We start from the raw sequence: 26509 nt of genomic DNA on the forward strand, positions 1-26509 counted from the left end.
GGCTCAGCGCAGGGTGAGCTCCTCGACCTCGGCGAGGACGAGGAGGTAGGCGTCCGTGGCGGGGTCGACGAGGTCGAAGTGGTCGGCGCGGCGGGCGACCGCGGTGCTGAGGGGCTCGCCGTCCGCGCGGCCGGCGCGGTAGGCCTCGGTGACGCTCGCGGGGACGATGTCGTCGGCCTCGCCGGTGACGATCGCCGCCGGGGTCGTCAGGCGCTGTCGCCCCGGGTCGGCGTCGGCCCAGGCGTCGGGGCGCTCCTCGCGGGTGCCGCCGAGGAGGTCGCGGGCTGCGTCGGCGCTCAGCCCCAGCCGGTCGACCTCGCGCAGGTCGGCGCACGGCCCGAGGGCGACGACGCCGGTGAGCCAGGGGAGGCGGTCCTCCGAGGCGAGCCACAGGGCGAGGTGGCCGCCGGCGGAGTGGCCGACGGCGACGACGCGGCCGGGGAGGTGCTCGTCGGCGCGGACCGACTCCATCCGGGCGCGGACGGCCGCACCGGTGCCCGGCCAGCCGCCGCCGTCCATCCCGGTGCGCGGGTACTCGACGTTGGCGACGTGGAAGCCGTCGCGGGCGAGGGCCTCGGCGAGCGGCGCGAGGTGGGTGCGGTCGTACTCGGCGCGCCAGAAGCCGCCGTGGACGAGGGCGACGGTGATGCCGCGCGCCCGCTCGGGGGTGGGCTCCCAGACGTCGTAGAGGTCGGTGGGCCCGGGACCGGTCACCTCCGTGCGGTCCGGCGGCCGGGCGCTGCGGAAGAGGATGTCGGTCTGGTTCTCGCTCATCGTCGCCACGGTAGCCGCGGGGGAGGCCGGGGCGGGGTCCCCGCCCGGCAGTAGGCTCCCCGTCATGACCACGTGGGAGTACGCGACCGTTCCGCTGATCGTGCACGCGACCAAGCAGATCCTCGACCAGTGGGGCGCCGACGGCTGGGAGCTCGTCCAGGTCCTCACCATGCCCGAGGGTAACCTCGTCGCCTACCTCAAGCGCCCGAAGGGCTGAGCCCGGTGGGAGCGGTGGAGGACCGCCTGGCGGCGCTGGGCCTGAGGGTCCCCGAGGTCGCTACGCCCGTCGCCGCGTACGTGCCGGCCCTCCTCGACGGGTCGCGCGTCTACGTCTCGGGTCAGGTGCCCGTCGTCGACGGCACGCTGCTCGAGAGCGGGCACGTCGGCGATGGCGAGGGGCTGGTGTCACCGGAACGGGCCAAGGAGCTCGCGCAGGTGTGCGCCCTCAACGCCCTCGCCGCCGTGAAGTCGGTCATCGGTGACCTCGACCGCGTCGAGCGCGTCGTCAAGGTCGTCGGCTTCGTGGCCTCCGACCCCTCGTTCACCGGTCAGCCCGGCGTCGTCAACGGCGCCTCCGAGCTGTTCCGGTCGGCCTTCGGCGAGGCGGGCGTGCACGCCCGGTCCGCCGTCGGCGTCGCGGCCCTGCCGCTCGGGGCCCCGGTCGAGGTCGAGGTCATCGTCCACGTCCGTGGCTGAGGGCGCCGCCGTCTCCGGCGACGGTTCGGGCCGGGTGGTCGAGCACCCCGTCTCCCGCGACCCCGGGCTGGCCGCGAGGGCCGAGGAGTGGATGGCCGCGGCCGAGCGCGTCGACGGCCCGCTGCGCGCGGCCGCCACGGTGATGCTCGTGCGGGACGGCTCCGCCGGTCCCGAGGTGTACGTCCAGCGGCGGGTGCGGTCGATGGCGTTCGCCCCCTCCACCGTCGTCTTCCCCGGCGGTGGGGTCGACCCTGCCGACCACGCCCTGCCGCCGTCGACGCCCGGTCTCGCCGAGCTGGCCGGCGCGATGGGGGTCACGGCTGCGGAGGCCGCGCCCTTCGCCGCGGCCGCGGTGCGCGAGGTGGAGGAGGAGTGCGGTGTGCGGATCTCGGTGTCCGACCTGCGGGGGCGGGCCCACTGGGTGACGCCCGCGTTCGAGCCGCGGCGCTACGACACGTGGATCCTCGCGGCGCTCATGCCGGAGGACCAGGAGGCGCGGGAGACCTCGACAGAGTCCGACCGCAGCGGATGGGTGCGCGCGGCCGACCTCCTCACCCGGCACGCGGCCGGCGACGTGCGGATGCTGCCGCCCACCGTCGTCTCGCTCCAGCAGCTGGAGGCGTTCGACGACGCGAGGACCTTCCTCGCCGACCGGCCGAGGGTGGCGCGCGTCCTCCCCGAGCTCGTCCGCCGCGACGACGGCACGCTCGTGCTGCGCACCGTCCTCCCCTGACGGCGTCATCGGGACGCCGGCCGACGGACCGACCGGACATCGACGCTGCGACGTCGGCGCGAGTCCCTCCCGCACGCTCGCAGCACACCACCAGCCGAACACGCTGAGCTCGGTGTGCCGGCGGCAGTCCTTGCGGAGCCCTCACGCGCGCCGTGGTGCTCGAACCCCTCGGCCTCGACGACGAGCCGCAGCTCCTCGCTCCCGAGGTCGACGATCGCGTGGAGGCCCGAGTCGCTGATCTCCAGCCGAGGCGAGGTCGAACCCCTCCTCGATGGCGAGCGCGCGCGCAGCACCGACTCGAACGGGTTCGCCGCCCGCCCGTCCGCGTGCAGAGCCACGCGGCGGACCTCGCGCGAGCCGGGGCCCCTCGCACGGCGAGCCGCATCGGCGAGCTCGCCCGCGGTGACCCTGCCCGAACGCAGCGCGGAGTCGGCGACGGCCAGGCCTTCGGGGAAAGGGAGGACGCGGCCGAAGTCGAGCACCGTCCGCAGACGTGCCGCGGCGAGGTGCTCCCCGGCATCCGGGAGCACGTAGGTCCCCCGGCGGGCGCCGTCCCCTCCTGCCGGTGCGCCGACGGCCGGCCGTCGGCGACCCGGCCCGTGTCCGGTCGGTCGGTGGGGACCGGGGTGGCAGGGTGGGGGCGTGACCGCGATGCCGCCGCCCTCGACGCGCGCTCCCTGGAGCGGGGGCACGGTGACCGAGCGGGCCCACTGCGTCCTCGCCCCGAACCCCGGACCGATGACGCTCGACGGCACCAACACGTGGGTCCTCCTCGAGCCGGGCTCCACCGAGGCCGTCGTCGTCGACCCGGGCCCCCTCGACGAGGCCCACCTCGCCGCCGTCCTCCGCCACGTCGGGGAACGCGGCGCCCGAGTCGCCCTGACGATCCTCACCCACGGCCACCACGACCACGCCGAGTCCGCCGGACGGTTCGCCGAGCTGACCGGGGCCCCCACGAGGGCCGTCGGCACCGGCCACGACGACCTCGCGGACGGCTCGCGCGTCTCGACCGGCGGCCTCGACGTGCGGGTCGTCGCCACCCCCGGGCACACCGCCGACTCGATCTCCTTCGCGCTCCCCGCGGACCACGCCCTCCTCACCGGCGACACCGTCCTCGGGCGCGGGACGACCGTCGTCGCCCACCCCGACGGCGAGCTCGCCGCCTACCTCGACTCCCTCGACCGCCTCCGCGCCCTCACCGGCGACGGCGCGGTGACGACGATCCTCCCCGGGCACGGCCCGGTCGTGCCGGATGCCGCCGCCATGGTCGCGTTCTACGCCACCCACCGCACGGAGCGGCTCGACCAGGTGCGCCAGGCGCTCGCCGACGGCGCGGCCACCGAGGCCGACCCCGTCGAGGGGGTGCTGACGCGGGTCTACGCCGGGGTGCCGCAGGAGGTGTGGCCGGCGGCGCGGATGTCGATCCGCGCGCAGCTGGACTTCCTCGGCGTCGCCTGGGTCAGCGCGCCCGGCGCTTGAGCCGCTCGACGTCGAGGAGGAGGACGGCGCGCGCCTCGAGGCGGAGCCAGCCACGCGAGGCGAAGTCGGCGAGGGCCTTGTTCACGGTCTCGCGGGAGGCGCCGACCAGCTGGGCGAGCTCTTCCTGGGTGAGGTCGTGGGCGACCATGACGCCTTCGTCGACCGGGCGGCCGAACCGCCCAGCGAGGTCGAGCAGGGCCTTCGCGACGCGTCCGGGGACGTCCGTGAAGACGAGGTCGGCGAGCGACTCGTTGGTGCGGCGCAGGCGGCGGGCCAGCGCGGCCAGCAGGGTCGTGGCCACGCCCGGCCGCTCGTGGAGGAACTCCTTGAGCTGGTCGTGCCCCATCGACACCACCTGGGTCTCGGCCACGGCCGTGGCGGTGGCGGTGCGCGGCCCGGGGTCGAAGAGCGAGAGCTCGCCGAACATCTCGCCCGGCCCGAGGATGGCGAGGAGGTTCTCGCGCCCGTCGCTGCTCGTGCGGCCGAGCTTGATCTTGCCCTCGCCGATGACGTAGAGCCGGTCGCCCTGGTCGCCCTCGTGGAACAGGACGTCGCCGCGCTCGAGGCGGGCGGGGCTCATCGAGGAGATGAGCGACTCGGCCGTCTGGTCGTCGATGGTGGCGAAGAGAGGCGCTCGGCGCACGACGTCGTGGTCCACGGGCCACAGTGTGCCAGAGGTCGAGCGGCCCCCGGACCAGGAGCGGACGGTGGCCGGGGACCGTCGGCGCCAGCACGTAGGCTCGGTCCGTGCCCCGAACCTCCGCCGTGGTCCGGCGTGCCCGTGCGGGCGAGGAGACCCCCGTCGCCCGCACCCGCCGGGCGCGCCGCACGTACCGTGCGCTCCACGACCGCTACCCCTACGCGCACTGCGAGCTCGACTTCGAGACCCCGCTCCAGCTGCTCGTCGCCACCGTCCTCTCGGCGCAGACCACCGACGTCATGGTGAACTCCGTCACCCCCACGCTGTTCTCCCGCTGGCCCACGGCCGAGGCGCTCGCCGCCGCCGACCGCGAGGAGATGGAGGCCGTGCTGCGGCCCACCGGCTTCTTCCGGGCGAAGACGAACTCCGTCATCACGCTGTCGCAGGCGATCGTCGAGCGGTTCGGCGGCGAGGTCCCCGGGCGGCTGCAGGACCTCGTCACGCTGCCCGGTGTCGGGCGCAAGACCGCCAACGTCGTCCTCGGCAACGCGTTCGACGTCCCCGGCATCACGGTCGACACGCACGTCGGGCGGCTCGCGCGCCGGTTCGCGTGGACCGACGAGACCGACCCGGTCAAGGTCGAGACCTCCCTCGGGTCGCTGTTCGAGCGGCGCGACTGGACGATGCTCAGCCACGTCCTCATCTTCCACGGCCGCCGCACCTGCCACGCCCGCAAGCCCGCGTGCGGTGCCTGCCCGGTGGCCGCCCTCTGCCCGTCCTACGGCGAGGGCGAGACCGACCCGGTCAAGGCCCGCCGGCTGCTCGCCTACGAGCTCGCGCCCGGTGCCGCCCTTCCCGACCCGCCGCCCGGGCCGCTCCCCGACGACCCACCGGCTCCCTGATGACGACACCCGCCCCCGCGCCGCCGTGGCTCACGGCGCTCGCGGCCCGCACCGACGTCGGCGCCCACCCGTGGTTCGCCGAGTTCGCCCCGGCCGTCGGGTTGGGCCGGCGCTCGGCGGTGCTCATGCTGTTCGGCCCCGACCTGGACGGCGGTGAGGACGTCGTCCTCACCGAGCGCTCGCACACCCTGCGCTCGCACCCGGGGCAGGTCTCGTTCCCCGGTGGCCGCCTCGACGAGGGCGACGACGGCTCGGTCGGCGCGGCGCTGCGCGAGGCCGAGGAGGAGGTCGGCCTCGACCCCGCGGGCGTCGAGGTCCTCGCGACGCTGCCCGACCTCTACCTCACGCCGAGCGAGAACGCCGTGACGCCCGTCCTCGCGTGGTGGCCCGTCCCGGGCGAGATCGGCGTCGTCGACCGCGGCGAGGTCGAGAGCGTGGTCCGGGTCAGGGTCGCCGACCTCCTCGACCCCGCGAACCGGTTCACCGCGGTGTTCGGGCCGTACCGCGGCCCCGCGTTCGAGGTCGGTGACCTGTACGTGTGGGGCTTCACCGCCAAGCTGCTCGGGACGGTGTTCGAGCTCGCCGGCCTCGAGCGACCGTGGGACGAGGGCGACGAGCGGCCGCTGCCGGACCGCGTCATCTCGCCGTGGATGAGGGGGCTCGGCCGGTGACCGGCTCGGTCGTCCTCGACGCCGTGCTCGTCCTCGCCCTCGCCGGCTACGCCGTGTCGGGGTGGAGGCAGGGCGTCATCGCGTCGGTCCTCGGCCTCGTCGGGCTCGTCGCCGGGGCCTTCCTCGCCGTGCGGTTCGCCCCGGACGTCCTCGAGGAGCGGTTCGGCATCCACGTCGGCACGACGGTGGGGTCGATGTCGCTCGTCGTCGTCATCTTCGTGGTCGCCGCCCTGGGGCAGGCGCTCATGCTCTTCCTCGGGCGCCAGGTCCGCGAGGCGGTCCGGGCACCGTTCGCCCGCGTCCTGGACTCCCTCCTCGGCGTCGTCGTCGTCCTCGCCGCGGCCGTGCTCGTCGTGTGGACCGTCGCCGGCACCGTGCGCCACGGCGGCCCCACCGAGCTGCGCTCGCTCGTCGCCCGCTCCCTCGTCGTCCAGACCATCGACGACGTCGTGCCGTCCTCGGCGCAGCGCCTCGTCGACGGGGTCACGCGGGCCCTCGACGCCGGTGGGTTCCCGCGCGTCTTCGAGGGACTCGGGCCCGAGCCGATCCCCAGCGTGGCGGCGCCGGACCCGGCCCTCGCCGACGCCCCCGCGATCGACGCCGCCCTCGACTCCGTCGTCCACGTGCGCGCCGACGCGGGGGCGTGCGACCGCGCCCGGGTCGGGAGCGGATGGGTCGCGGCGCCGGGGCGCGTCGTCACCAACGCGCACGTCGTGGCCGGGGCCGCCGAGGTCGTCGTCAGCGTCCGCGGCACCGGTCGCCAGCGCGCCGCCCGCGTGGTCGCCTTCGACCCGCAGCGCGACGTCGCCGTCCTCGAGGTCCCGGGCCTCCCGGCACCCGCGCTCGGCCGGGGCCGCGAGCTCGACGCCGGCGACCCCGCGGTCCTCGCCGGCTTCCCGGGCGACCGCGGGCTGTGGGTGGGCAGCGCCCGCGTCCGGGCGACCCTCGCGGCCCGCGGCGCCGACATCTACGGCCAGCCGGGCGTGGTCCGCGAGATCTACTCGCTGAGGGCCCAGGTGCGCAGCGGGGGCTCGGGAGGCCCGGTGCTCGACGAGTCGGGCGACGTCGTCGGGATGGTCTTCGCCACCTCGCTCGACGACCCCGACACCGGCTACGCGCTGACCCTCGACGAGGTCGGGCCGGTGCTGCGGCAGGGCCTCGCGGCCGACTCACGGGTCCCGACGGGGGCCTGCTCCGACCGGTGAGGCCTCAGCTCGCGCTGCCGTGGCCCTTGAGCGTCTCGATCGTCTGCTTGCCCTGGTCGATGGCGCGCTCGGGCGCGGGCCGGGCGGTCTCGAGGGCCTTCTTGCCGAGGAGGCCGAGGACGCCGGCCACGAGCAGCACGAGGACCGCGACGATGAGGTAGCCGGCCCAGACCGGCAGCCACTCGGCGATGACCCACGACAGCCCGTGGAGCACGAACACCAGCCCCATGAGGGCGAAGAAGCCCGCCCCGGCGAGCAGCCCGACCCCCTTGCCGACGACCTTCGCGCCCGTGGTGACCTCGGCCTTGGCGAGGGCGATCTCACCGCGGACGATGCCCTCGAGGTCGTGGGTCGCGTCGGCCACCAGCTGGCCGATGGTGCGCTCGGTTCCCGTCGCCATGCGTTCCGCCTCGCTCACGTGTGGTCGTGCCCCGGAGGGCCTCGCACCCGACCTTACCGAGTGGCCTCGCTGCTCAGGACCCCTGCTCCTCGCGCTGGTAGACGTCAGGGACCCCGTCGGCGTCGGCGTCGTGGCTCTCGAGCTCGGCGATCCGGCGGTGGACGCGGTTGCGCACGCGCAGGACGACCGTGGCCAGGACCGCCGCGAGGAGCGACCCGAGGAGGACGGCGAGCTTGACGTGGTCGTCGCGCTCGCTCCCCGACCCGTAGGCCAGCTCCCCGACGAGCAGCGAGACGGTGAACCCCACCCCGGTGAGCAGGGCCAGGCCGGCGACGTCGGACCACGCGAGGTCGTCGTCGAGGGTGGCCCGGGTGAACCGGGCGAGCAGCCACGTCGCGCCGAGGACGCCCACGAGCTTGCCGACGACGAGCCCGGCCATCACCCCGAGCGCGACCGGGTCGGCGAGGGCCGCGGCGAACCCGCCCCCCACGACGGTCACCCCCGACGCGAAGAACGCGAACACCGGCACCGCCACCCCGGCCGACAGCGGGCGGAGCCGGTGCTCGAAGCGGTGGGCGACGTCGGTGTCCGGAGCGATGGCGCTGACGGCGGGGACACGGCGCCGCGGCTTCACCGGGACCGAGAGGCCGAGGAGGACGCCCGCCACGGTCGCGTGCACCCCCGACGCGTGCACGAGCGCCCACGTCGAGAGGGCGAGCGGCACGAGCAGCCACCAGGAGGTGATCCGGCGCTGGACGAGCGTGGCGAAGGCGGCCAGGGGGAGCAGGGCGAGGAGCAGCGGGACGACCTCGAGGTCGGCCGTGTAGAAGACGGCGATGATCGTGATCGCGATGAGGTCGTCGACCACGGCGAGGGTGAGGAGGAACGCGCGCAGCGCCGAGGGCAGCGACGAGCCGATGACGGCGAGGACGGCCAGCGCGAAGGCGATGTCGGTCGCCGTGGGGACGGCCCAGCCGCGCAGGGCGTCGCCCTCGGCGCCGAGCGCGGACACGACGCCGACGAAGACGAGGGCGGGCGTCACGACCCCGGCCACGGCGGCGAGGACGGGCATCGCCGCGCGGGCGGGCGTCCTCAGCTCACCGACGATGAACTCGCGCTTGAGCTCGAGCCCGGCGACGAAGAAGAACACGGCGAGGAGGCCGTCGGCGGCCCAGTGGCCGAGGGTGAGGCGCAGGTGGCCCCAGTCGGTGCCGACGGGGGTGTCGCGCAGGGTCGTGTAGGCGTCGCGCCAGGGGCTGTTGGCGAGGAGCAGGGCCGCGAGGGCCGCGACGAGGAGGACCGCGCCGCCGATCGTCTCGGTGCGCAGCGCGTTGGCGACGAACTGGGTCTCCGCCCACGGCGCGCGGCGGAACAGCCGCGGGCGGCGCTGGTCGGGTGCGGGGCTCATCGGGCTCCTCCGGTCGGGGTGTCGGTGGCCCTCGGGCACACCAGAACTCGTTGCCGACCAGACTTCCCGGCGCTCCGGGGCCAATTCTACCGAGGCGGGCGCGGAGCGGCGTCGGCGCCCGGTGCCCGGACGACGGGGTCAGCGGGTGGCGGCGGCCGCGGTGAGGGCGGCGAACATCGCGCGGACGTCGGCGTCGGCTGCCTCGTCGGCGTGGACGGTGCCGTCGAGGTCGAGGGTGTGCTCGAAGCGCAGCGCGGCGCCCTCGACGACGACCATCCTGATCCGCTCGAGGGTCTGCCGCAGGGCTGAGCGGGCGTAGGAGGCGCCGCTCCATCCGTACCCGACGCACGCGACGGGCATCCCCTCCCACTCGGCGTAGAGGTAGTCGATGGCGTTCTTCAGGGCCGCGTTGTACCCGCGGTTGTACTCGGGCATGACGAGGACGACCGCGTCGAGGGACTCGACGAGCGCCGCCCAGCGCCGCGTGTGCTCGTGCGCGTAGTGGCCCTCCGACGGCATCTCGGGCTCGTCGAGGAGGGGGAGGGCGAGCTCGCGCAGGTCGACCGGGACGAGCTCGACGTCCTCCGGGGCCAGCCCGGTCACCCAGGCGGTGACGTGGTGGCCGATTCGGTTCGGGCGCGTGCTCGCCGTGACGATGCCGATGCGGGGGCGACTCATACGGTGATCCAACCGTACGGGTGGACCACCGTATGAGCCGGGACCCGTGGGGTCAGTCGGAGGACGCCCCGCTCGCCAGGCCGTCCTTGATCAGGCTCATGACCGCGGAGTCGGCGAGCGTCGTGACGTCACCGACCTCGCGGTTCTCGGCGACGTCCTTGAGCAGGCGCCGCATGATCTTCCCGGAGCGGGTCTTCGGCAGCTCGGGAACGATCATGATCTGCCGCGGCTTGGCGATCGGGCCGATCTCCCTGGCCACGTGGTTGCGCAGCTCCTGGATCGTCGTCTCGCCCTCGTCGGCGGCGCCACCACGCAGGATGACGAACGCGCAGACCGCCTGCCCGGTGGTCTCGTCGGACGCGCCGACGACGGCGGCCTCGGCGACCTTGGGGTGCGACACGAGGGCCGACTCGATCTCGGCCGTCGAGAGGCGGTGGCCCGAGACGTTCATGACGTCGTCGACCCGGCCCAGCAGCCAGATGTTGCCCTTCTCGTCGTACTTCGCGCCGTCCCCGGCGAAGTAGTACTTCGGGCCGAACCGGCTCCAGTAGGTCTCGCGGTACCGCTCGGGGTCGCCCCAGATGCCGCGGAGCATCGAGGGCCACGGCTTGGTGAGGACGAGGTAGCCGACCTTCTCGGCCTCGGTGAAGGGGTTGCCGTCGTCGTCGAGGATCTCGGCGGAGACGCCGGGGATCGGGCGCTGCGCCGACCCGGGCTCGAGCGTCGTGACCCCGGGCAGCGGGCTGATCATGATCGCGCCCGTCTCGGTCTGCCACCACGTGTCGACGATGGGGGCAGTGTCGGACCCGATGTTCTTGCGGTACCAGAGCCACGCCTCGGGGTTGATCGGCTCCCCGACCGACCCGAGGACGCGCACCGAGGACAGGTCGAACTTCGCGGGGATGTCGTCTCCCCACTTCATGAAGGTCCGGATGGCCGTGGGCGCGGTGTAGAAGATCGTCACGCCGTACTTCTCGATGATCTCCCACCAGCGGCCCTGGTGCGGGGTGTCGGGCGTGCCCTCGTACATCACCTGGGTCGCGCCGTTGGCGAGCGGCCCGTAGACGATGTAGCTGTGGCCGGTGACCCAGCCGACGTCGGCGGTGCACCAGTACACGTCGGTGTCCGGGTGGACGTCGTGGACGACCGCGTTGGTGTAGGCGGCCTGGGTGAGGTAGCCCCCGCTCGTGTGGAAGATGCCCTTCGGCTTCCCGGTGGTCCCGCTCGTGTAGAGGATGAAGAGGGGGTGCTCGGCGTCGTGCGGCTGGGCCTCGTGCGTGTCGGCCTGGCGGTCGACGAGGTCGTGCCACCACACGTCGCGACCCTCGGTCCACTCGACCTCGGTGTCGGTGCGCTTGACGACGAGGACGTTCCGGACCGGGCTCTCGCGGGTCAGCGCCTCGTCGACGGCGGCCTTGAGCGGCGCGGGCTTGCCACGGCGGAACTGGCCGTCGCTGGTGACGACGAGCGAGCACTGGGCGTCGTCGATGCGGGTGTGCAGCGCCTCGGCGGAGAAGCCGCCGAAGATCACCGAGTGCGGCGCTCCCAGCCGCGCGCAGGCGAGCATCGTGAAGACCGTCTCGGGGATCATCGGCATGTAGATGGCGACCGTGTCGCCCTCTCCGATGCCGAGCTCGGTCAGCGCGTTCGCCGTCTTCGACACCTCGCGCTGGAGGTCGGCGTAGGTGATCGTGCGGGTGTCCCCGCCCTCACCCTCGAAGTGGATGGCGACCCGGTCGCCGTTGCCGGCCTCGACGTGCCGGTCGACGCAGTTGTACGCGACGTTGAGCCGCCCGCCCACGAACCACTTGGCGACGGGGGCCCCGCTCCAGTCGAGGGTCTGGTCGAAGTCCGTGGCCCACGTGACCCGGCTGCGTGCCTGCTCGGCCCAGAACCCCTCGTGGTCGGCGGCGGCGGCGTCGTAGAGGTCGGCCGTGCCGTTGGCCTGGGCGGCGAACGCCGGGTCGGGGGCGAAGTCCATCTCGTGCACGTGGCTGGACAGGCTGTCGTCGGTCACGGCGTGCTCCTCCTCGTTGGGTGACTGAGCACAGCCAACCGTGCCTCGCGCAGGGGATCAACCGCCGGGGTTCCCGCGCACGGTGGACGGGCGTGCGGCGCGCCCAGCGGCGACCGCACGCCCGTCCGGCTCCCCCCGGAGCTGTTCAGGGTGTCCCGGGTGCCGGCCAGATGATCGTCGGCTTGGGCTGTGCCGGCTCGGCCATCGCGCTCGCGGCGCCGGCGGCGCAGGCGAGGGGGACGACGAGGGCGATGACCAGACGACGCATGAGGGGCCTTTCCGTGGGGACGTCCCGCCGACGACCTCGGCGGGCGTGCCCATCCTCCGGTGCGATGCCCGGGCCCGCCACGTCCTCCTGTGGCACATTGAGGCCGTGGCGCATTCCAGCCACGACCCCGAGGGACGCCGGGGCGAGGGGAGGAGGACTCGTGCTCGACGAGCTGGGGCTCAGCGGTGAGGAGGAGGCGGTCTACCGCGCCCTCGTCCGTTCCCCGGACGCCGGCCCCGACGAGCTCGCAGCCGTCGCGGGACTCGCTCCGGAGACGGTCCGCGGCGCCCTGTCCGCCCTCGCCGGGCGCGAGCTCGTCGACCAGGCCGAGGGTCGCTGGACCCCCGTGGCGCCCGAGCGTGCCCTCGAGCTGCTCATCCTGCGCGAGGAGGAGCAGCTCCTCGCCCGCCGGGCCCGCCTCCAGGAGACCCGCGAGGCCATCCCCGACCTCGTCGCCAGCTACGTCGACGTCCGGCGCTCCTTCGTCAGCGACGGCGTCGAGCTCCTCACCGACCCCGAGCTCGTGCGTTCGCGCCTCTACCAGCTGACCGCCCGGGCCCGGCTGTCCGCGTGGTCGGTCAGCCCCGGCGGTGCCCTGTCCCCGGAGGCGGTCGCGGCGAGCCTGCCGCTCGACCGTGAGCTCGCCGAGCGCGGGGTGGACTGCCGGATGGTCGTGGGCGCCGGGTCCCTCGGCGCGGCCCACTGGGACGCCTACCTGCGCGACGTCGAGGCCCTCGGCCACCTCGTGCGGGTGTCGGAGACGGCGTCCTACCGCGCGATCGTCATCGACGGTGACTGCGCCGTCATCCCGGCCACCGACGCCGAGCGTCCGGGCGCCTACGTCCTGCACGGCGCGCCGCTCGTCGCGCCGGTCGTCGCGCTCTTCGAGGAGGTGTGGTCGCGCTCGGAGGGCCTGCCGGGACAGGAATCCGGCTCGTCATCGGTGTTCAGCCAGGCCCGGCTGCGCCAGGTGGCGCACCTGATGTCACTGGGGCTGAAGGACGAGAGCGTCGCCCGGCGCCTCGGCGTCTCGGTGCGGACGGTGCGCCGCCTCATCTCGGCCACGCTCGCCGAGCTGCAGGCCGAGGGGCGCTTCCAGGCCGGGGCCAACGCGGTGCGCAAGGGCTGGCTCGACGGGCCGGGCCCCCGCGACGACTGACCGCCCCACCGCCTCGACGAGGCGGTCGGAGGAGCGGGAAGGGGTGGGGGCGACGCACGCCACGCCCCCACCCCCCGGTCCGTCACCGGCGCAGCAGCCGGGCGCTGTTCTTCGTCGGGGCGATGACCTGCAGGGCGCCGAGCTGGTGGGAGCCGTCGGCGAGGCGCCTGGTGTTGGCCAGGCGCATCGGGGCCAGGTACCCCGCGGGGTCGGCGACCGAGAGCGCCACGACGTACTTGTCGGGGGCGATGACGGGCAGCCGGACGTCGCGCTGCAGGGTCTGCGTGCCGGGGAGCACCGTCCGCAGGTCGATACCGAGCGGGACCGTCGCGACGATGGCACCGGACGTCCTGCGCAGGACGAGGTTGACGTTCCAGGCGTCGTAGGTCGGCGCGGTGCCCAGGTTCGAGAGCTTGATCGCCACCTTCGCGGTCCCGCCGGACACCAGCCCCGAGGTCCGCAGCTCCGAGACGGCGTAGCGGTAGCCGGCCACCGTCATCGCCTCGCGGTAGGCGCTCTGCTGGGTGGTCGTCATCTGGTCGTAGGTGAGGCGCAGGTTGCCGCTCGACATCGTCGAGAGGTGGTACTGCCGGACCTGGTCCCGGCCGAGCACCGGCTCGCCGTTCTGGGCCCACTCGGTGTAGATCGGCCGGGTCCTCCAGACCGACTGCAGCCGCTCGTCGACGGCGATCATCGAGTTCATGTTCCGGGCGCCCAGGCTGTCGGTGCGCAGCCCCATCCGCGGGTTCGTCGCGAGCGCCTTGAGCGTGAAGTCGACGGTCGTCATCGTGTTGATGAGGACGTGCTGCTTCGGGAAGGCCGTGTTGACGGCGCGCACGAGGCGCAGCCCGTTGTCGTCGGTGATCTTCTGGGTGGGGTAGTCGACCCACCACTCGCCGTACTTGCCGTAGCCGCCGACGTCGACGTAGCCCAGGCGCGGGTCGTTGCCGTAGCGGCGGCCGAGCTCGGCCATGAGCTTCTCCCACGAGGAGAGGAAGGTCTCGCTGTTCCAGTCCGGGATGTCGGTGCCGGGCTGGAGCGGCAGCCAGGCCGGGGTGACCTTCGGGAAGTCGGGGCGGGAGTTCATCCAGCAGTAGGGGCAGTAGGCCATGACGCGGAAGCCGAACTTGCCCCCCACGGCACCCGCGCGGGCGAGTCCCTCGTCGATCCAGCGGAAGTCGTAGGTGCCCTTGGTCTGCTCGAGGCGGCCCCAGTAGACCTGGTCGCGGTAGTAGAAGTCGTTGGCGGTCCACGTCGAGGGGGTGGGGGCGCTGCCGAGCCAGCGGTACTGCCCGCGGAGGGCGTTGGCGACGTCGGTGCTGCCGGCGACGAGGGCCGGGCGCAGCGTCGCGGTGGGTGAGGTGTAGCGGCTCGCGGTCAGGGCCTGGGTGGGCGCGGCGGCCGCCACGGTGCCCACGAGGGCCGTGGCGAGGACGGCGAGCGCACCGACGACTCGCCGTCGGGCGGGGGTGCTCATGACGCTCCTCTCCGGGTGGAGTCCCGAGTCGTCGCGGTGACGTCCCGGGCCGGTGTGAGCACCCCCTGCAGGCGCTGACCGGTGTCTGGTTGTCAAGGCTGACACGCCGGATGTCAAGGACTGACGAGTTTGACGGATTCTTGACCAGTTCCTGACCATTCGGGTGACTCGTGGGGCCAGTGGGTCCGATGAGGTGCCATGCCCCCAGTACTGGACACGTTGTCCGGTACTTCGCCGGATGGAGGCGAGAAAATGTGCGCTCGTTGCCCAGCAACTGCGGCATTGGTTCCATCGTGACCGGCTTCGTGGTTACGTGTGAGGACCGGCCCACGAGGCCACGCCCACTCACGAGGAGGTGAGCACGGTGTTCGAGGAGGGACAGCTCTACTCGGCCGTGACGACCGATGCCGACGGCCAGGTGCAGGTGCACCTCGGCGAGAACCACCCCGGCTTCACCGACGCGGCCTACCGCGCCCGTCGCGGCGAGATCGCCGCCGCGTCACTGGCCCGACGGCCCGGCGACCCGGTGCCCACCATCGAGTACACCGACGAGGAGCACGGCATCTGGCGGCTCGTGTCCGCCGAGCTCGCGCCGAAGCACGAGAAGTACGCGCACAGCGAGTTCCTCGCCGCCAAGGCCGCGCTCCGCCTGCCCACCGACCACGTGCCGCAGCTCGAGCAGGTCACCGAGCTGCTCCGCCCGCTCACCGGCTGGTCGTACACCGCGGCGCCGGGCCTGGTCCCGCTGCGCGAGTTCTACGCCGACCTCGGCCGTGGCGTGTTCAACTCCACCCAGTACCTGCGCCACCCCAGCGAGCCGCTGTACACGCCCGAGCCCGACATCATCCACGAGGTCATCGGGCACGCGAACCAGCTCGCGAGCCCCCGGTTCGCCGCGATCACCAGGGCAGCGGGCGAGGCGAGCCGACGCCTCGAGACCGAGGAGGCCATGCAGTTCGTGGCCGACGTCTTCTGGTTCTCCATCGAGTTCGGCGTCATCGCCGAGGACGGGGAGACCAAGGCGTACGGTGCCGGCATCCTGTCCAGCTACGGCGAGATGGACGAGTTCGGCCACATGGACATCCGCCCGCTCGACCTGCACGCCATGGGCACGCAGAACTACGACATCACGGCCTACCAGCCGGTCCTGTTCCGCGCCGAGAGCCTGGACCACCTCGAGGGCGTCGTCGGGCACTTCTTCGAGACCGTCGACGACGACCTCGCGGCCCGTCTGCGGGCCGAGGCGCACGCCCCGGCCTGACCGGACCCACCCCGACGGCGCAGGGCCCTCGACGACGACGTCGGGGGCCCTGCGTCGTGCCGGGGCGACCGTGACGCGGTCGCCCGCCCGTCCTCACCAGGTGTGGGCGACGTCCACGACGAAACGGCTGCGGTTCGTCGCGGCGTCGTAGAGGGTGAAGACGCGGAACGGCAGCCTGGCGCGCACGCCGAGTGCGAGCGTGGTCTGGCCCTCGAACGAGCCGGCCCAGCGGACCTGGCGGAAGGTCGTGAAGCCCGCCACCGACGGCATCGCCGGGACGCTCGTCGCTCCCTTGCGGACGACGACGGCGAGGCGGGCCCCGCCGGACACCGGGACCGGGAAGCCCGAGCCGTCGGCGTACACCGTCGACACGTAGCGCACGTCGTACCCGGGGGCGCGGCCGGTCATGTCGACGACGAGCCGGTCGAAGCAGGCGTGCCGGCCGGCGCGCACGCCGGTCACCCGGCCGGTCGCCATCGGCGACGACGTCTTCGCGAGCGAGCCCCAGGCGGTGCTGCAGGTCGTGGCGCTCGCGGTGGCCGTGGTCGCCGCCGCGGGGGTGGCGAGGAGGGTGCCCGCGGCGGCGAGGGCGGTCAGGGCCCGCAGTGCCTTTCGGCGGGGAACCCGGCGGCTGGGGGTGGTGGACGGCTGCATGGCGACCTCCTCGCGGTCGTGACGGTGTCGGGGTGACACCTCTGGTCATGGGACGCGCGGGAGGCGGGTCCGGTTGACACGAGGAGGAGGGGGCGGGCCGCCCCGCTGATACGGCGGCGTCAGCGTCCGGCCGCCAGCAGGCCCATGAGCGCGCTCGACGCGGCGAGCTGGCCGCCCGCCATCGCCTGGACCACCGAGACCATCGGCATCGGGAGGGCCGCGAGGTGGGCGAGGTCGCCGCCCGCACTGACGCCGGGCAGGCTCGTCCGGCCGAGCTCGTCGACCCGGATGCCGCCGGACGGGTTGAGCTCGAGACCGAGCTGCTCGGCGAACGGCGCGGCCTGCACCGCCCTGGGGGCGACGAACAGGGCTGCCACGCGCTCCTGACGGCCGCCCTCGAGGGTGAGGACGACCTCGTCACCGTCGCGGCCGGCGCGCGCGACGCGTCCCGTCACGACCTCGACGCCCTCGGGCAGGTCGTCCGGTGCGTCGTCCTCGTGGGGCAGGACGACGAGCGAGCCGGCGACGGGGCGCAGGATCCGGGACTGGTGCGGTGCCGCGACCGCGCCGAGGATGCCGACCCGGCGGCCGGCGGCCTCGTGGCCGTGGCAGAACGGGCACGCGGCGGCGAGGTCGCCCCAGAGGGCGCCCAGCCCCTCGACGGCGGGCAGCACGTCGCGCATGCCGGTGGCGAGGACGACGGCCGCCGCGCCCACGTCCTCACCGGAACCGGTCGTGAGGACGAAGCCGCCGGCCTCGGCGGGGCGGATCCGCTCGACCCGCTCGGTCCGCACCTCGACGGTGTCGTAGGCGGCGAGCTCGGCACGGGCCGCGGCGCGGAACTCGGCGGGCGGCGTGCCGTCGTGCGAGGCGACGTTGTGCATGTGGGCGACGGTCGCGTTGCGGTAGCGGCCGTCGTCGAAGAGGGCGGCGCGACGGTGCACGCGCCCGATCGTCAGGGCGGCCTGGAGGCCGGCGGGGCCGCCGCCGACGACGGCGACGTCAAGGTCGAGGTGGGGGTCCACGGTGGTGCTCCTCGTGTCGGTGGGAATGTCTGACCCCACCGTGGACCTTCAGGTCGACATGAAGGCAAGTTCCCACCCGCAGTGGACCGTCGGCGAGCTCGCCGCGCGCTTCGATCTCCCCACCCACGTACTGCGCCACTGGGAGGACGAGGGCCTCCTGCGACCCGCGCGCGACGCGTCGGGCTACCGGCGCTACGGGCCCGACGACGCCACCCGGGTCGCCGTCATCCTCCGCAACAAGGCGGCGGGGATGACGCTCGAGCAGGTCGGCGTCCTCCTCGACGGGGGCGCGGCGAACCGGCACGAGGTCCTCGAGGCGCACCTGCGCGACCTCGCCGCGCGCGCCGAGTCGATCGAGCGCTCGAGGGAGATGACCGAGCACGCCCTGCGCTGCCGCGCCCACGACATCACGGCCTGCCCGCGCTTCGCGGGCTTCGTCGCCGACGTCGTCGAGGGCGGGACCTTCGTCGTCGACGGCTGGCACCGGCACCCGGCTCGCTGACGCGGAACAGCGGCCGCGGGGGTGAGGTCTCCCCGCGGCCGCTGCGTCGTGGTCGGGTGGCCGTGTACCGGCCGCCCCGCTCAGTGGTTGACGGCCTCCGCCACGCCATGACCGGTGAGGCTGCGGACCTCCATCTCGGCGTACTTGCGGGCGTTGTGCTCCTTGCTCGTCACCGAGCCGAGCCACCCGAGGAAGAACGCGAGGGGGATGGAGACCAGGCCCGGGTTGTCGAGCGGGAACCAGTGGAAGTCGACCGCGGTGTCGGTGATCATCGACTGGCTGGGTCCGCCCTCGACGAGCGGGGGCTTCCCGGACACGACCGGGCTGAAGATGATCAGCCCGATGGCGCTGATGAGGCCGCCGTAGATCGAGAACAGGGCGCCGCGGGTGTTGAAGCCCTTCCAGAACAGCGAGTACAGGATCGTCGGCAGGTTGGCGCTCGCCGCGACGGCGAAGGCCAGGGCCACGAGGAACGCGATGTTCTGGCTCTTGGCGAAGATGCCGCCGACGATCGCGACGACGCCGATGACGATGGCCGCGATCCGGGCGACCCGGACCTCGTTCTCCTGCGTCGTCTCGCCGCGCTTGAAGACCTCCTTGTAGAGGTCGTGGGCGAACGTCGCGGACGTCGTGATGGTCAGGCCCGCGACCACGGCGAGGATGGTGGCGAACGCGATGCCGGAGATGATGCCGAGCAGGACCGACCCACCGAGCTCGTAGGCGAGCAGCGGGGCAGCGGAGTTCGCCTTGCCCGGCGCCGCGTTGATGGCCTCCGGGCCGACGAGGGCGGCGGCGCCGTAGCCGACGACGAGGGTGAGCAGGTAGAACCCGCCGATGAGCCAGATCGCCCACTCCACCGACTTGCGGGCCTGCTTGCTCGTCGGGACGGTGTAGAACCGCTGGAGGACGTGCGGGAGGCCGGCGGTGCCGAGGACGAGCGCCATCGACAAGGAGATGAAGTCGATCTTCGTCGTGAGGTTCTTGCCGTACTTGATGCCCGGCTCGAAGAGCTTCTCCCCGGCGGTCGGGGAGTTGTCGGCCGCGGCCTGGAACAGCCCCGAGGGGTTGAACCCGTACTTGCCGAGGACCCAGACGGTGATGACCGCGGTGCCGGCGATGAGGAGCACGGCCTTGATGATCTGCACCCAGGTCGTGCCCTTCATCCCGCCGATGAGGACGTAGGCGATCATCACGGCACCGACGACGGCGATGACGATGTTCTGCGCGGCCTCGCCGCTGATCCCGAGGAGCAGGGACACGAGGCCGCCGGCGCCGGCCATCTGGGCCAGGAGGTAGAAGAACGAGACGGCCATGACCGAGATGGCGACCGCGATGCGGACCGGCCGCTGCTGGAGGCGGTAGGAGAGCACGTCGGCCATCGTGAAGCGGCCGGTGTTGCGCATGAGCTCGGCGACGAGCAGGAGCGCGACGAGCCACGCGACGAGGAAGCCGATCGAGTACAGGAAGCCGTCGTAGCCCTGGAGCGCGATGGCCCCGGCGATGCCGAGGAAGCTCGCGGCGGAGAGGTAGTCACCGGCGAGGGCGACGCCGTTCTGCCGACCGGAGAACGCGCCGGCAGCCGTGTAGTACTGCTCGGCGGTCTTCTTGCCGGACGCGACCCGGATGACGATGACGAGGGTGACGACGACGAAGGCCGCGAAGATGGCGATGTTGAGGGCCGGGCTGCCGACCGAGGTGGCGGCGTCGGCCGCGGGGAGGAAGGCCATGGCTCAGTGCTCCTTCGTGCCGTCGAGCTGGGCACCGAGGCGGTCGGCGAGGGGGTCGAACTCGCGGTTCGCCCACCGGGCGTAGAGGAAGGTGATGGCGAAGGTCGTGACGAACTGGCCCAGCCCGAGGAGCAGGCCGATGGTGATGGTGCCGAAGACGCGGGTCCCCATGAACCCGGGCGCGAACATCGACAGCAGGACGTAGAGGAAGTACCAGGCGAGGAAGAACGCGGTCGTCGGGAAGACGAACCTGCGGAACTTGCGGCGCAGCTCCTGGAACTCCGAAGTGGACTGCAGCGCGAGGTAGGAGTCCTCGGTCCGCGTGCGAGCGTCGTTGCTCACGGTCACCTCCAGGGTCGGTCCGGGTCCGTGGCGGCCCGGTCGCAGCCAAGGGTGGTGGGCGTCGGGGGGCCTGTGAACGGCCCGGAGCAGGCCCCTCGCCGGGCGGGTCGGGCGCGCGGTGTGCGGTGGGTCACGCTGCGCCGAACGGTCGGGGCGGAGCGACGAACGGCGCTGGGGTCGACCCCGCGTCGGGTCCGGGGCGCGACCGGCATGATGGGCCCGTGCGTGCATTGCGGAAGGTGACGGCCGGCCCCGGACTCGAGCTCGTGGAGGTGCCCGAGCCGGTCTGCGGCGACAAGGACGTCAAGATCAGGGTGCTGCGGGCGGGCCTGTGCGGCACCGACCTCCACCTCGAGCAGTGGGACGAGTGGGCCGCGGCCACGGTGCAGGTCCCGATGACGCTGGGCCACGAGTTCTTCGGCGAGGTCGTCGAGGTGGGGGCCGACGTCGACCACGTCGCCGTCGGGGACCGCGTCTCCGGCGAGGGGCACCTCGTGTGCGGTTCGTGCCGCAACTGTCGCGCCGGCCGCCGCCACCTGTGCATCAACACCGTGGGCGTGGGCGTCAACCGGGACGGCGCGTTCGCCGACCACGTCGTCATCCCGGCGACGAACGCGTGGGTCCAGCCTGCCGACCTCGACCCCGACCTCGGTGCGCTCTTCGACCCGCTCGGCAACGCGACGCACACGGCGCTGCAGTGGCCCGTCGTCGGCGAGGACGTCCTCGTCACGGGCGCCGGCCCCATCGGCGTCATGGCGACGGCGATCGTCCGGCACGCCGGGGCCCGGCGCATCTGCGTCACCGACATGAGCGACGAGCGGCTCGCGCTGGCCTCGGCGGCCGGGGCCGACCTCGTCGTCAACGTCGGCTCGGGCGGCTCGCTGCGGGCCGCGCAGGCCGAGCTGGGGATGGTCGAGGGCTTCGACATCGCGCTCGAGATGTCCGGGTCGCCGGCGGCCGTCGAGGACCTGCTCGCGAACATGAACCACGGCGGTCGCGTGGCGCTGCTGGGGCTGCCGAAGGACCGCTACGCCATCGACTGGGGGCGCGTCATCACCCACATGATCACGCTGCGCGGCATCTACGGCCGCGAGATGTTCGAGACCTGGTACCTCATGGGCTCGATGCTCGCGTCGTCGCCGGAGCTGCGCCGTGCGGTGTCGTCGGTGGTGACCGGCCGCTATCGCGCCGAGGAGTGGCAGGCCGCGTTCGCCGAGACCCGGTCGGGCACCGGCGGCAAGGTCGTCCTCGACTGGAGCTGACCGTCCGGGCCTAGGCTGGCTCGGTCGGCGACCCCGACCCCGATCCCGGTGCGGACGTCCTCGAGGCGCCCCCCGACGACCCCAGGAGGACCCGTGTACGGCGCGGTGAAGGACGAGCTGGCGGCCACGCTCGAGGAGATCGAGCAGGCGGGCCTGTACAAGCGCGAGCGCGAGCTGACGACGCCGCAGTCCTCGCACGTGGGCACCACCGGGGGTGAGTCGCTGAACTTCTGCGCCAACAACTACCTCGGCTTCGCCGACCACCCCGAGGTCGTGGAGGCCAGCAAGGCCGCGCTCGACCGGTGGGGCTTCGGGATGGCGTCGGTCCGCTTCATCTGCGGCACCCAGACCCAGCACACCGAGCTCGAGTCGCGGTTGTCCGAGTTCCTCCACCAGGAGGCGACGATCCTCTACAGCTCGTGCTTCGACGCCAACGGTGGCGTGTTCGAGGTGCTCTTCGGGGCCGAGGACGCCATCGTGTCGGACGAGCTGAACCACGCGTCGATCATCGACGGCATCAGGCTGTCGAAGGCGGCCCGGTACCGGTACCGGAACGCCGACATGGCCGACCTGCGGGCGCAGCTGACGGCGGCCCGCGAGGCCGGGGCCCGGCGCGTCTGCGTCGTCACGGACGGCGTCTTCTCGATGGACGGCTCCTCCGCGCCGCTGGACGAGATCTGCGACCTCGCCGACGAGTTCGAGGCGATGGTGCTCGTCGACGACAGCCACGCCGTCGGCTTCGTCGGTGAGGGCGGTCGCGGGACCCCCGAGCTCTTCGGCGTGCTGGACCGGGTCGACATCATCACGGGGACCCTCGGCAAGGCGCTCGGCGGTGCGTCCGGAGGGTACGTGGCGAGCCACCGCGAGGTCGTCGACCTCCTGCGCCAGAGGTCGCGCCCCTACCTGTTCTCGAACTCGGTGGCGCCCGCGGTCGTCGCGGGCTCGCTCAAGGCGCTCGACCTCGTGTCGTCCTCGAGCGAGGCGCGGGAGACGCTGCGGCGCAACGCCGCCCGGTTCCGGGAGCTCATGGAGGGCGAAGGCTTCGAGCTCCTGCCGGGGTCGCACCCGATCACCCCGGTGATGTTCCCGGGCGACGACGGCGCGCGCCGGGCGGCCGAGATCGCGGACCACATGCTCGGCAACGGCGTGTACGTCATCGCGTTCAGCTTCCCCGTCGTGCCCCGGGGGAAGGCGCGCATCCGGGTGCAGCTCTCGGCGGCTCACTCCGAGGACGACGTGCGCCGGTGCGTCGACGCCTTCGTGGCCGCGCGCGACGCCGTCGCCTGATCCCTGCTTCCCCCTCTTCCCGGGGTCAGTCGCGGACCCGGGAACGGGCGAGGGCGACCCGTTCGGGCGTGTGCAGCCGCACCATCGTGCGTGTCGTGCCCGCCGGGATGCGTGAGGGCGTGGCGAGCGAGACGAGGACCGACGTCGCGATGGCGAGCGGCGTCGCCCAGAGGGCCGGGTTGGCGAGGAGGGCGCCGGTCCACCCGCCGGGGTCGCCGACGGCCATCGTCGTGACGATCGACCCCCCGGCGCTCGTGGCCCCGACGAGGAGGCCGGCCATCGCCCCGGTCGTCGACAGCCGGCGCCACCAGACACCGAGCATGATGAGCGGCGCGAAGGTCGCGGCGGCGACGGCGAACGCCAGGCCCACGGTCGTGGCGAGGCCGAGGGGCTCGGTCGCCCGGCTCAGGACGTACGGGAGGACGACGGCGAGGACCGCCGCGACCCGGAACCCGCGGATGCCCGGGACGTCGCCGCCGGCGAAGCGGGCCAGCCGGGGCCGGAGCAGCTCCTGGTCGATGACGCCCGTCACGGACATGGCGAGCCCGGACGCCGTGGAGAGGAACGCGGCGAACGCCCCGCCGGCGAGCATCGCGGTGAGCAGCTGCCCGGCGAGGCCGTCGACGAGCGTGCCGGGCAGGCGCAGGACGATCGTGTCGGCGCCCACGCCCTCCGGGAGCTCGGGGAAGGCGACGCGGCCGAGCGCGCCGTACACCGGCGGCAGCAGGTAGAACACCCCGAGGAGCGCGATGACGGTGACGGTGGTCCGCCGGGCGCCGATGCCGTCGGGGTTGGTGTAGTAGCGGACGAGGACGTGCGGCAGCCCCATCGTCCCGAGGCAGAGGGCCATGACGGTCGAGGCCGTGCGGTACACCGGGTGGTCGTCGGGACCGGTGGGGGAGAGGGGGATGCTCCACGTCGGGTCGACCTGCGGCGCTGGGCTTCCGGAGCGGAACCACAGCGCGAGCAGGACGAACGCGGGGATCGCGAGGGCGGTGAGCTTGATCCAGTACTGCACGGCCTGCACGAAGGTGATCGAGCGCATCCCGCCGGCGCCGACCGCGAGGGCGATGACGACCATGACGACGAGCCCGCCGACCCACCCGGGCGCCCCGGTGACGAGGGTCAAGGTGATGCTCGCGCCCTGGAACTGGGGCACGAGGTACAGCCAGCCGATCGCGATGACGAGGCCCGACGACACGAGCCGGATCGCCCTCGACCCGAGCCGGGCCTCTGCGAAGTCCGGCAGCGTGTAGGCCCCCGAGCGGCGCATCGGGGCGGCGACCATGACGAGGAGGACGAGGTAGCCGAGCGTGTAGCCCACGGGGAGCCAGAGCATGTCGATGCCGCGGTCGTAGAGCAGCCCGGCGACGCCGAGGAAGCTCGCCGCCGAGAGGTACTCCCCGCCGATCGCCGACGCGTTGAGCCGGGGCGACACCGTGCGGCCGGCGACGTAGAAGTCGCTCGTCCGCCGCGACAGCCGCAGCCCGAGGCCGCCGACGGCGAGCGTGGTGAGGCAGACGAGGACGACGGCCGCGAGGGACAGCGGATGGCTCACGATGACTCGACGACCTCGGCGAAGTCCTGTTCGATCCGCTCCGCCTGACGGCTGTACCAGCGGGCGAGGAACCAGGCGCTCGGGTACACGAGGACGCCGAGGACGAGCCAGGGGAAGGGCAGCAGGCCGATCGTCAGGGTGCGGGTCGCGGGAACGAGGGTCAGCACGACCGGCAGCCCCGCCAGCCCGACGACCATGAGCACGAGCACGGCCACGGACAGCCGCAGCTGCGCCCGCATCAGCCCCGCGAGGTAGACGTCGCCGAGGCCGGTCTGCTCGTCGAGCTCGCGGGCCACGGGGCGCGAGCGCATCGGGGCGGCCCCGGTGCGCGAGCTGGTGACGCGGACCCGCGCGGGGGGCGGGTCGTCGGGCGTCGACACCTCAGCCGCCGACCGGGCGGCGGTCACCGATCGGGCGCCGCAGCAGGGTGTCGCGCAGCTCCTTCGTGTGCCGTCGGCTCACCTGGAGCTCGACGTCGCCCACGAGCACCGCGCACCGGCCGCGGTCCATGCGCACCTCGGACACGTGCGGGAGGGCGACGAGCGTGCTGCGGTGGATGCGGACGAACCCGAACTCGCCCCACCGCTCCTCGAGCACGCTGAGCGGCACGCGCACGAGGTGGGAACCCTTCTCGGTGTGCAGCCGTGCATAGTCGCCGTGCGCCTCGACGTAGCGGACCTGGGTGCGCGTGATGAACCGCGTGACCCCGCCGAGCTCGACCGGGATCGTCTCGTCCTCGATCGCCGCCGCAACGGGATCCGCTGTGCCGGACGGCCGTTCGTCCTTGGCCGCCACCACGCGCCGGATCGCCTCGCCGAGCCGCTCGGCCCGCACGGGCTTCATCACGTAGTCGGTGGCGGCGAGCGCGAAGGCGTCGACGGCGTGCTCGTCGTGCGCGGTGACGAACACGATCTGCGGCCTGACGGTGAAGCGCGCGATGACGCGGGCCAGCGCCATCCCGTCCAGGCCCGGCATCGAGATGTCGCTGAACACGACGTCGACGTCGCGCGAGTCGAGGACCTGGAGGGCCTCGGTGCCCGAGGACGCGGTGATGACCTCGCCGATGCGCTCGTCACGGCCGAGGAGGTAGTCCAGGTCGGACAGCGCGGGCAGCTCGTCGTCGACGACGAGCGCGGTGAGTCCCACGGCGGTGGTGGACATGCCCCGCAGGATACGGGGCCGCGTCAGGACCCGGCGTGGATGCCGGGGGCGAACTTGGGCACCCGGAACGTCACCTTCGTGCCTGCCCCCACGGCCGTCTCCACGACGAGGCCGAAGTCGTCGCCGTACACCTGGCGAAGCCGGGCGTCGACGTTGCCCAGGCCCACGGAGTCGCTCGCGTGGGCGCCGTCGAGGATGTGGCGCACCCGTTCCGGGTCGGTGCCGACGCCGTCGTCCTCGACGCTGATCTCGGCGTCGGACCCTCGGTCGCTCGCGGTGATCGTCAGGTGCCCCACGCCCTCCTTCTCGGCGAGCCCGTGCCGGACGGCGTTCTCGACGAGGGGCTGGACGGCGAGGTAGGGCAGCGTCACCGGCAGGACCTCCGGGGCGATGAGCAGCGAGACGGTGAGCCGCTCGCCGAAGCGGGCCTGCTCCAGGACGAGGTACCGCTCGACGTTGCGCAGCTCCTCCGCGAGCGTCGTGAACGGACCGCCCGCCCGCAGGGCGTATCGGGTGAAGTCGGCGAAGTCGAGGAGGAGGTCGCGGGCGCGGTCGGGGTCGGTGCGGACGAAGGAGGCGATCGCGGCGAGCGAGTTGTAGATGAAGTGGGGGCTGATCTGCGCGCGCAGGGCCCGCAGCTCGGCCTCCATGACCCGGGTCCGCGTGCGGGCGAGCTCGGCGAGGGCGAGCTGGCTCGAGACCCAGGCCGCGACCTCCTCCGTGGCCCTCGCCAGGCCCGGGGAGGGGTGCTCGGTCCAGGCGGTGAGCGTGCCGACGACGAGGTCGTCCATGACGAGGGGGGCCGTGACCGCGCTGCGCAGGGGGCAGTCCGGCTCGCCACAGGTGACGTCGTGCGAACCGTGGACGACGGTGCGTCCGGTCCTGCGGGTCTCGGTGCCGAGCCCGAGGGCGCTCGGGCGGTGGTGCTCGCCGATGCCGGTCCAGGACAGGACGCTGCCGGGGTCCGAGACGGAGACGGCGTGCGCGCCGAGGATGGACAGCAGGTGGCGGCCGGCCCGCTCGGCGGCCTCGGGCGTGAGGCCGTCGCCGAGGTGCTGGCTCGCGAGCGAGGCCGTGTGGAGGGTGTTGTAGGTGGCCCGGTCGACGGCGGAGAGGAAGCCGCGGCGCCGGTTGCGCCGCAGGAGGACGACGGCCAGCGCGAGCAGCAGCATCGTGCCGGCGACGACGACCGCCGTCGGCCAGTGGATGCTTCCCGTCATGGG

28 protein-coding genes are annotated in these 26509 nt (G+C 73.5%); 12 read left to right on the forward strand and 16 right to left on the reverse strand.

Features of this window, described 5'->3' with window-relative positions:
• Positions 1-3 precede the first annotated feature (3 nt).
• Entirely contained in the window at positions 4-774 is a 771-nt protein-coding gene (locus ACK8HX_RS11270; protein ID WP_411940794.1) for an alpha/beta hydrolase family protein, read from the reverse strand.
• Between the two features lie 64 nt (positions 775-838).
• Between ACK8HX_RS11270 and ACK8HX_RS11275 the strand changes: the two genes are divergently transcribed.
• From ACK8HX_RS11275 to ACK8HX_RS11290, 4 genes are all read left to right on the forward strand, one after another.
• Complete coding sequence (locus ACK8HX_RS11275; RefSeq protein ID WP_392543294.1) at positions 839-991, forward strand: DUF4177 domain-containing protein; 153 nt, start codon at positions 839-841, stop codon at positions 989-991.
• A 5-nt stretch (positions 992-996) separates the two neighbouring features.
• Positions 997-1470, forward strand: a complete 474-nt coding sequence (locus tag ACK8HX_RS11280; protein ID WP_411940795.1) for a RidA family protein — start codon at positions 997-999, stop codon at positions 1468-1470.
• The gene (locus ACK8HX_RS11285) at positions 1463-2203 is read left to right on the forward strand and encodes an NUDIX hydrolase (protein WP_411940796.1); all 741 of its coding nucleotides are present in this window, start codon (positions 1463-1465) and stop codon (positions 2201-2203) included. Before ACK8HX_RS11280 ends, ACK8HX_RS11285 begins: the two co-directional genes overlap by 8 nt.
• 651 nt (positions 2204-2854) lie before the next feature.
• Positions 2855-3682 (forward strand): MBL fold metallo-hydrolase, encoded by an 828-nt coding sequence (locus ACK8HX_RS11290; RefSeq protein WP_411940986.1) that lies wholly within the window; start codon positions 2855-2857, stop codon positions 3680-3682.
• Here ACK8HX_RS11290 and ACK8HX_RS11295 read toward each other — a convergent pair.
• Complete coding sequence (locus tag ACK8HX_RS11295; protein ID WP_411940797.1) at positions 3663-4340, reverse strand: Crp/Fnr family transcriptional regulator; 678 nt, start codon at positions 4338-4340, stop codon at positions 3663-3665. The genes ACK8HX_RS11290 and ACK8HX_RS11295 overlap by 20 nt on opposite strands.
• An 89-nt stretch (positions 4341-4429) precedes the next feature.
• Here ACK8HX_RS11295 and nth point away from each other — a divergent pair, with 89 nt between their 5' ends.
• Genes nth through ACK8HX_RS11310 form a run of 3 tightly spaced genes read left to right on the forward strand, consistent with a single transcriptional unit; the run spans position 4430 to position 7100 of the window.
• Positions 4430-5224 carry an endonuclease III gene (gene nth / locus ACK8HX_RS11300; protein ID WP_411940798.1) on the forward strand — a complete coding sequence of 265 codons (795 nt, stop codon included), beginning with the start codon at positions 4430-4432 and terminating at the stop codon, positions 5222-5224.
• A complete protein-coding gene (locus ACK8HX_RS11305; RefSeq protein ID WP_411940799.1) occupies positions 5224-5895 on the forward strand; it encodes an NUDIX hydrolase in 672 nt (223 codons plus the stop codon). Before nth ends, ACK8HX_RS11305 begins: the two co-directional genes overlap by 1 nt.
• Positions 5892-7100 carry a MarP family serine protease gene (locus ACK8HX_RS11310; protein ID WP_411940800.1) on the forward strand — a complete coding sequence of 403 codons (1209 nt, stop codon included), beginning with the start codon at positions 5892-5894 and terminating at the stop codon, positions 7098-7100. The genes ACK8HX_RS11305 and ACK8HX_RS11310 overlap by 4 nt, the downstream gene beginning before the upstream one ends.
• Positions 7101-7104: 4 nt before the next feature.
• On the opposite strand, the gene ACK8HX_RS11315 is transcribed toward ACK8HX_RS11310, so the two are convergent.
• The 5 genes from ACK8HX_RS11315 to ACK8HX_RS11335 all read right to left on the reverse strand — a co-directional run bounded on the left by ACK8HX_RS11315 (position 7105) and on the right by ACK8HX_RS11335 (position 11871).
• A complete protein-coding gene (locus ACK8HX_RS11315; RefSeq protein WP_411940801.1) occupies positions 7105-7500 on the reverse strand; it encodes a phage holin family protein in 396 nt (131 codons plus the stop codon).
• 73 nt (positions 7501-7573) lie between these two features.
• A complete protein-coding gene (gene nhaA, locus ACK8HX_RS11320; protein ID WP_411940802.1) occupies positions 7574-8908 on the reverse strand; it encodes a Na+/H+ antiporter NhaA in 1335 nt (444 codons plus the stop codon).
• A 138-nt stretch (positions 8909-9046) separates the two neighbouring features.
• Positions 9047-9586 (reverse strand): NADPH-dependent FMN reductase, encoded by a 540-nt coding sequence (locus ACK8HX_RS11325; RefSeq protein WP_411940803.1) that lies wholly within the window; start codon positions 9584-9586, stop codon positions 9047-9049.
• Positions 9587-9638: 52 nt separating this feature from the next.
• Complete coding sequence (gene acs / locus ACK8HX_RS11330; protein ID WP_411940804.1) at positions 9639-11603, reverse strand: acetate--CoA ligase; 1965 nt, start codon at positions 11601-11603, stop codon at positions 9639-9641.
• 145 nt (positions 11604-11748) lie between these two features.
• Complete coding sequence (locus tag ACK8HX_RS11335) at positions 11749-11871, reverse strand: hypothetical protein (RefSeq protein WP_411940805.1); 123 nt, start codon at positions 11869-11871, stop codon at positions 11749-11751.
• 160 nt (positions 11872-12031) lie between these two features.
• Here ACK8HX_RS11335 and ACK8HX_RS11340 point away from each other — a divergent pair, with 160 nt between their 5' ends.
• On the forward strand, positions 12032-13030 hold the full coding sequence (locus ACK8HX_RS11340; RefSeq protein ID WP_411940806.1) for a helix-turn-helix domain-containing protein: 999 nt from the start codon (positions 12032-12034) through the stop codon (positions 13028-13030).
• Positions 13031-13112: 82 nt separating this feature from the next.
• On the opposite strand, the gene ACK8HX_RS11345 is transcribed toward ACK8HX_RS11340, so the two are convergent.
• Positions 13113-14507, reverse strand: coding sequence for a DUF4832 domain-containing protein (locus ACK8HX_RS11345; RefSeq protein ID WP_411940807.1), 1395 nt, complete (start codon positions 14505-14507; stop codon positions 13113-13115).
• A gap of 364 nt (positions 14508-14871) precedes the next feature.
• Between ACK8HX_RS11345 and ACK8HX_RS11350 the strand changes: the two genes are divergently transcribed.
• Positions 14872-15768: a phenylalanine 4-monooxygenase gene (locus ACK8HX_RS11350; RefSeq protein WP_411940808.1), complete on the forward strand. Its 897-nt coding sequence runs from the start codon at positions 14872-14874 to the stop codon at positions 15766-15768.
• Positions 15769-15861: 93 nt separating this feature from the next.
• On the opposite strand, the gene ACK8HX_RS11355 is transcribed toward ACK8HX_RS11350, so the two are convergent.
• Both ACK8HX_RS11355 and ACK8HX_RS11360 read right to left on the reverse strand, forming a co-directional pair.
• Positions 15862-16422, reverse strand: coding sequence for an AMIN-like domain-containing (lipo)protein (locus ACK8HX_RS11355; RefSeq protein WP_411940809.1), 561 nt, complete (start codon positions 16420-16422; stop codon positions 15862-15864).
• Between the two features lie 119 nt (positions 16423-16541).
• Complete coding sequence (locus ACK8HX_RS11360) at positions 16542-17447, reverse strand: NAD(P)/FAD-dependent oxidoreductase (RefSeq protein ID WP_411940810.1); 906 nt, start codon at positions 17445-17447, stop codon at positions 16542-16544.
• A 58-nt stretch (positions 17448-17505) separates the two neighbouring features.
• On the opposite strand from ACK8HX_RS11360, the gene ACK8HX_RS11365 reads away from it, so the two are divergent.
• On the forward strand, positions 17506-17949 hold the full coding sequence (locus tag ACK8HX_RS11365) for a MerR family transcriptional regulator (RefSeq protein WP_411940811.1): 444 nt from the start codon (positions 17506-17508) through the stop codon (positions 17947-17949).
• A gap of 80 nt (positions 17950-18029) precedes the next feature.
• Here the strand turns inward: ACK8HX_RS11365 and ACK8HX_RS11370 are convergent, their stop codons facing one another.
• Both ACK8HX_RS11370 and ACK8HX_RS11375 read right to left on the reverse strand, forming a co-directional pair.
• Positions 18030-19676 carry a solute symporter family protein gene (locus ACK8HX_RS11370; protein WP_411940812.1) on the reverse strand — a complete coding sequence of 549 codons (1647 nt, stop codon included), beginning with the start codon at positions 19674-19676 and terminating at the stop codon, positions 18030-18032.
• A gap of 3 nt (positions 19677-19679) precedes the next feature.
• A complete protein-coding gene (locus ACK8HX_RS11375) occupies positions 19680-20018 on the reverse strand; it encodes a DUF485 domain-containing protein (protein ID WP_411940813.1) in 339 nt (112 codons plus the stop codon).
• Positions 20019-20239: 221 nt separating this feature from the next.
• Here ACK8HX_RS11375 and tdh point away from each other — a divergent pair, with 221 nt between their 5' ends.
• Positions 20240-21280 carry an L-threonine 3-dehydrogenase gene (tdh, locus tag ACK8HX_RS11380; RefSeq protein WP_411940814.1) on the forward strand — a complete coding sequence of 347 codons (1041 nt, stop codon included), beginning with the start codon at positions 20240-20242 and terminating at the stop codon, positions 21278-21280.
• 93 nt (positions 21281-21373) lie between these two features.
• Complete coding sequence (locus tag ACK8HX_RS11385; RefSeq protein WP_411940815.1) at positions 21374-22567, forward strand: glycine C-acetyltransferase; 1194 nt, start codon at positions 21374-21376, stop codon at positions 22565-22567.
• Between the two features lie 25 nt (positions 22568-22592).
• Here ACK8HX_RS11385 and ACK8HX_RS11390 read toward each other — a convergent pair whose 3' ends face one another.
• Genes ACK8HX_RS11390 through ACK8HX_RS11405 form a run of 4 tightly spaced genes read right to left on the reverse strand, consistent with a single transcriptional unit; the run spans position 22593 to position 26506 of the window.
• Positions 22593-24125 carry a sodium/solute symporter gene (locus ACK8HX_RS11390; RefSeq protein ID WP_411940816.1) on the reverse strand — a complete coding sequence of 511 codons (1533 nt, stop codon included), beginning with the start codon at positions 24123-24125 and terminating at the stop codon, positions 22593-22595.
• Positions 24122-24505, reverse strand: coding sequence for a DUF485 domain-containing protein (locus ACK8HX_RS11395; RefSeq protein WP_411940817.1), 384 nt, complete (start codon positions 24503-24505; stop codon positions 24122-24124). Before ACK8HX_RS11395 ends, ACK8HX_RS11390 begins: the two co-directional genes overlap by 4 nt.
• 1 nt (position 24506) lies before the next feature.
• Complete coding sequence (locus ACK8HX_RS11400) at positions 24507-25286, reverse strand: LytR/AlgR family response regulator transcription factor (protein ID WP_411940818.1); 780 nt, start codon at positions 25284-25286, stop codon at positions 24507-24509.
• A 23-nt stretch (positions 25287-25309) separates the two neighbouring features.
• The gene (locus tag ACK8HX_RS11405; RefSeq protein ID WP_411940819.1) at positions 25310-26506 is read right to left on the reverse strand and encodes a sensor histidine kinase; all 1197 of its coding nucleotides are present in this window, start codon (positions 26504-26506) and stop codon (positions 25310-25312) included.
• Positions 26507-26509: the final 3 nt, after the last annotated feature.

Origin of the sequence: Oryzobacter faecalis (genome assembly GCF_046764005.1) — a bacterium.
In the GTDB taxonomy this organism is placed as follows: Bacteria; Actinomycetota; Actinomycetes; order Actinomycetales; family Dermatophilaceae; genus Oryzobacter; species Oryzobacter faecalis.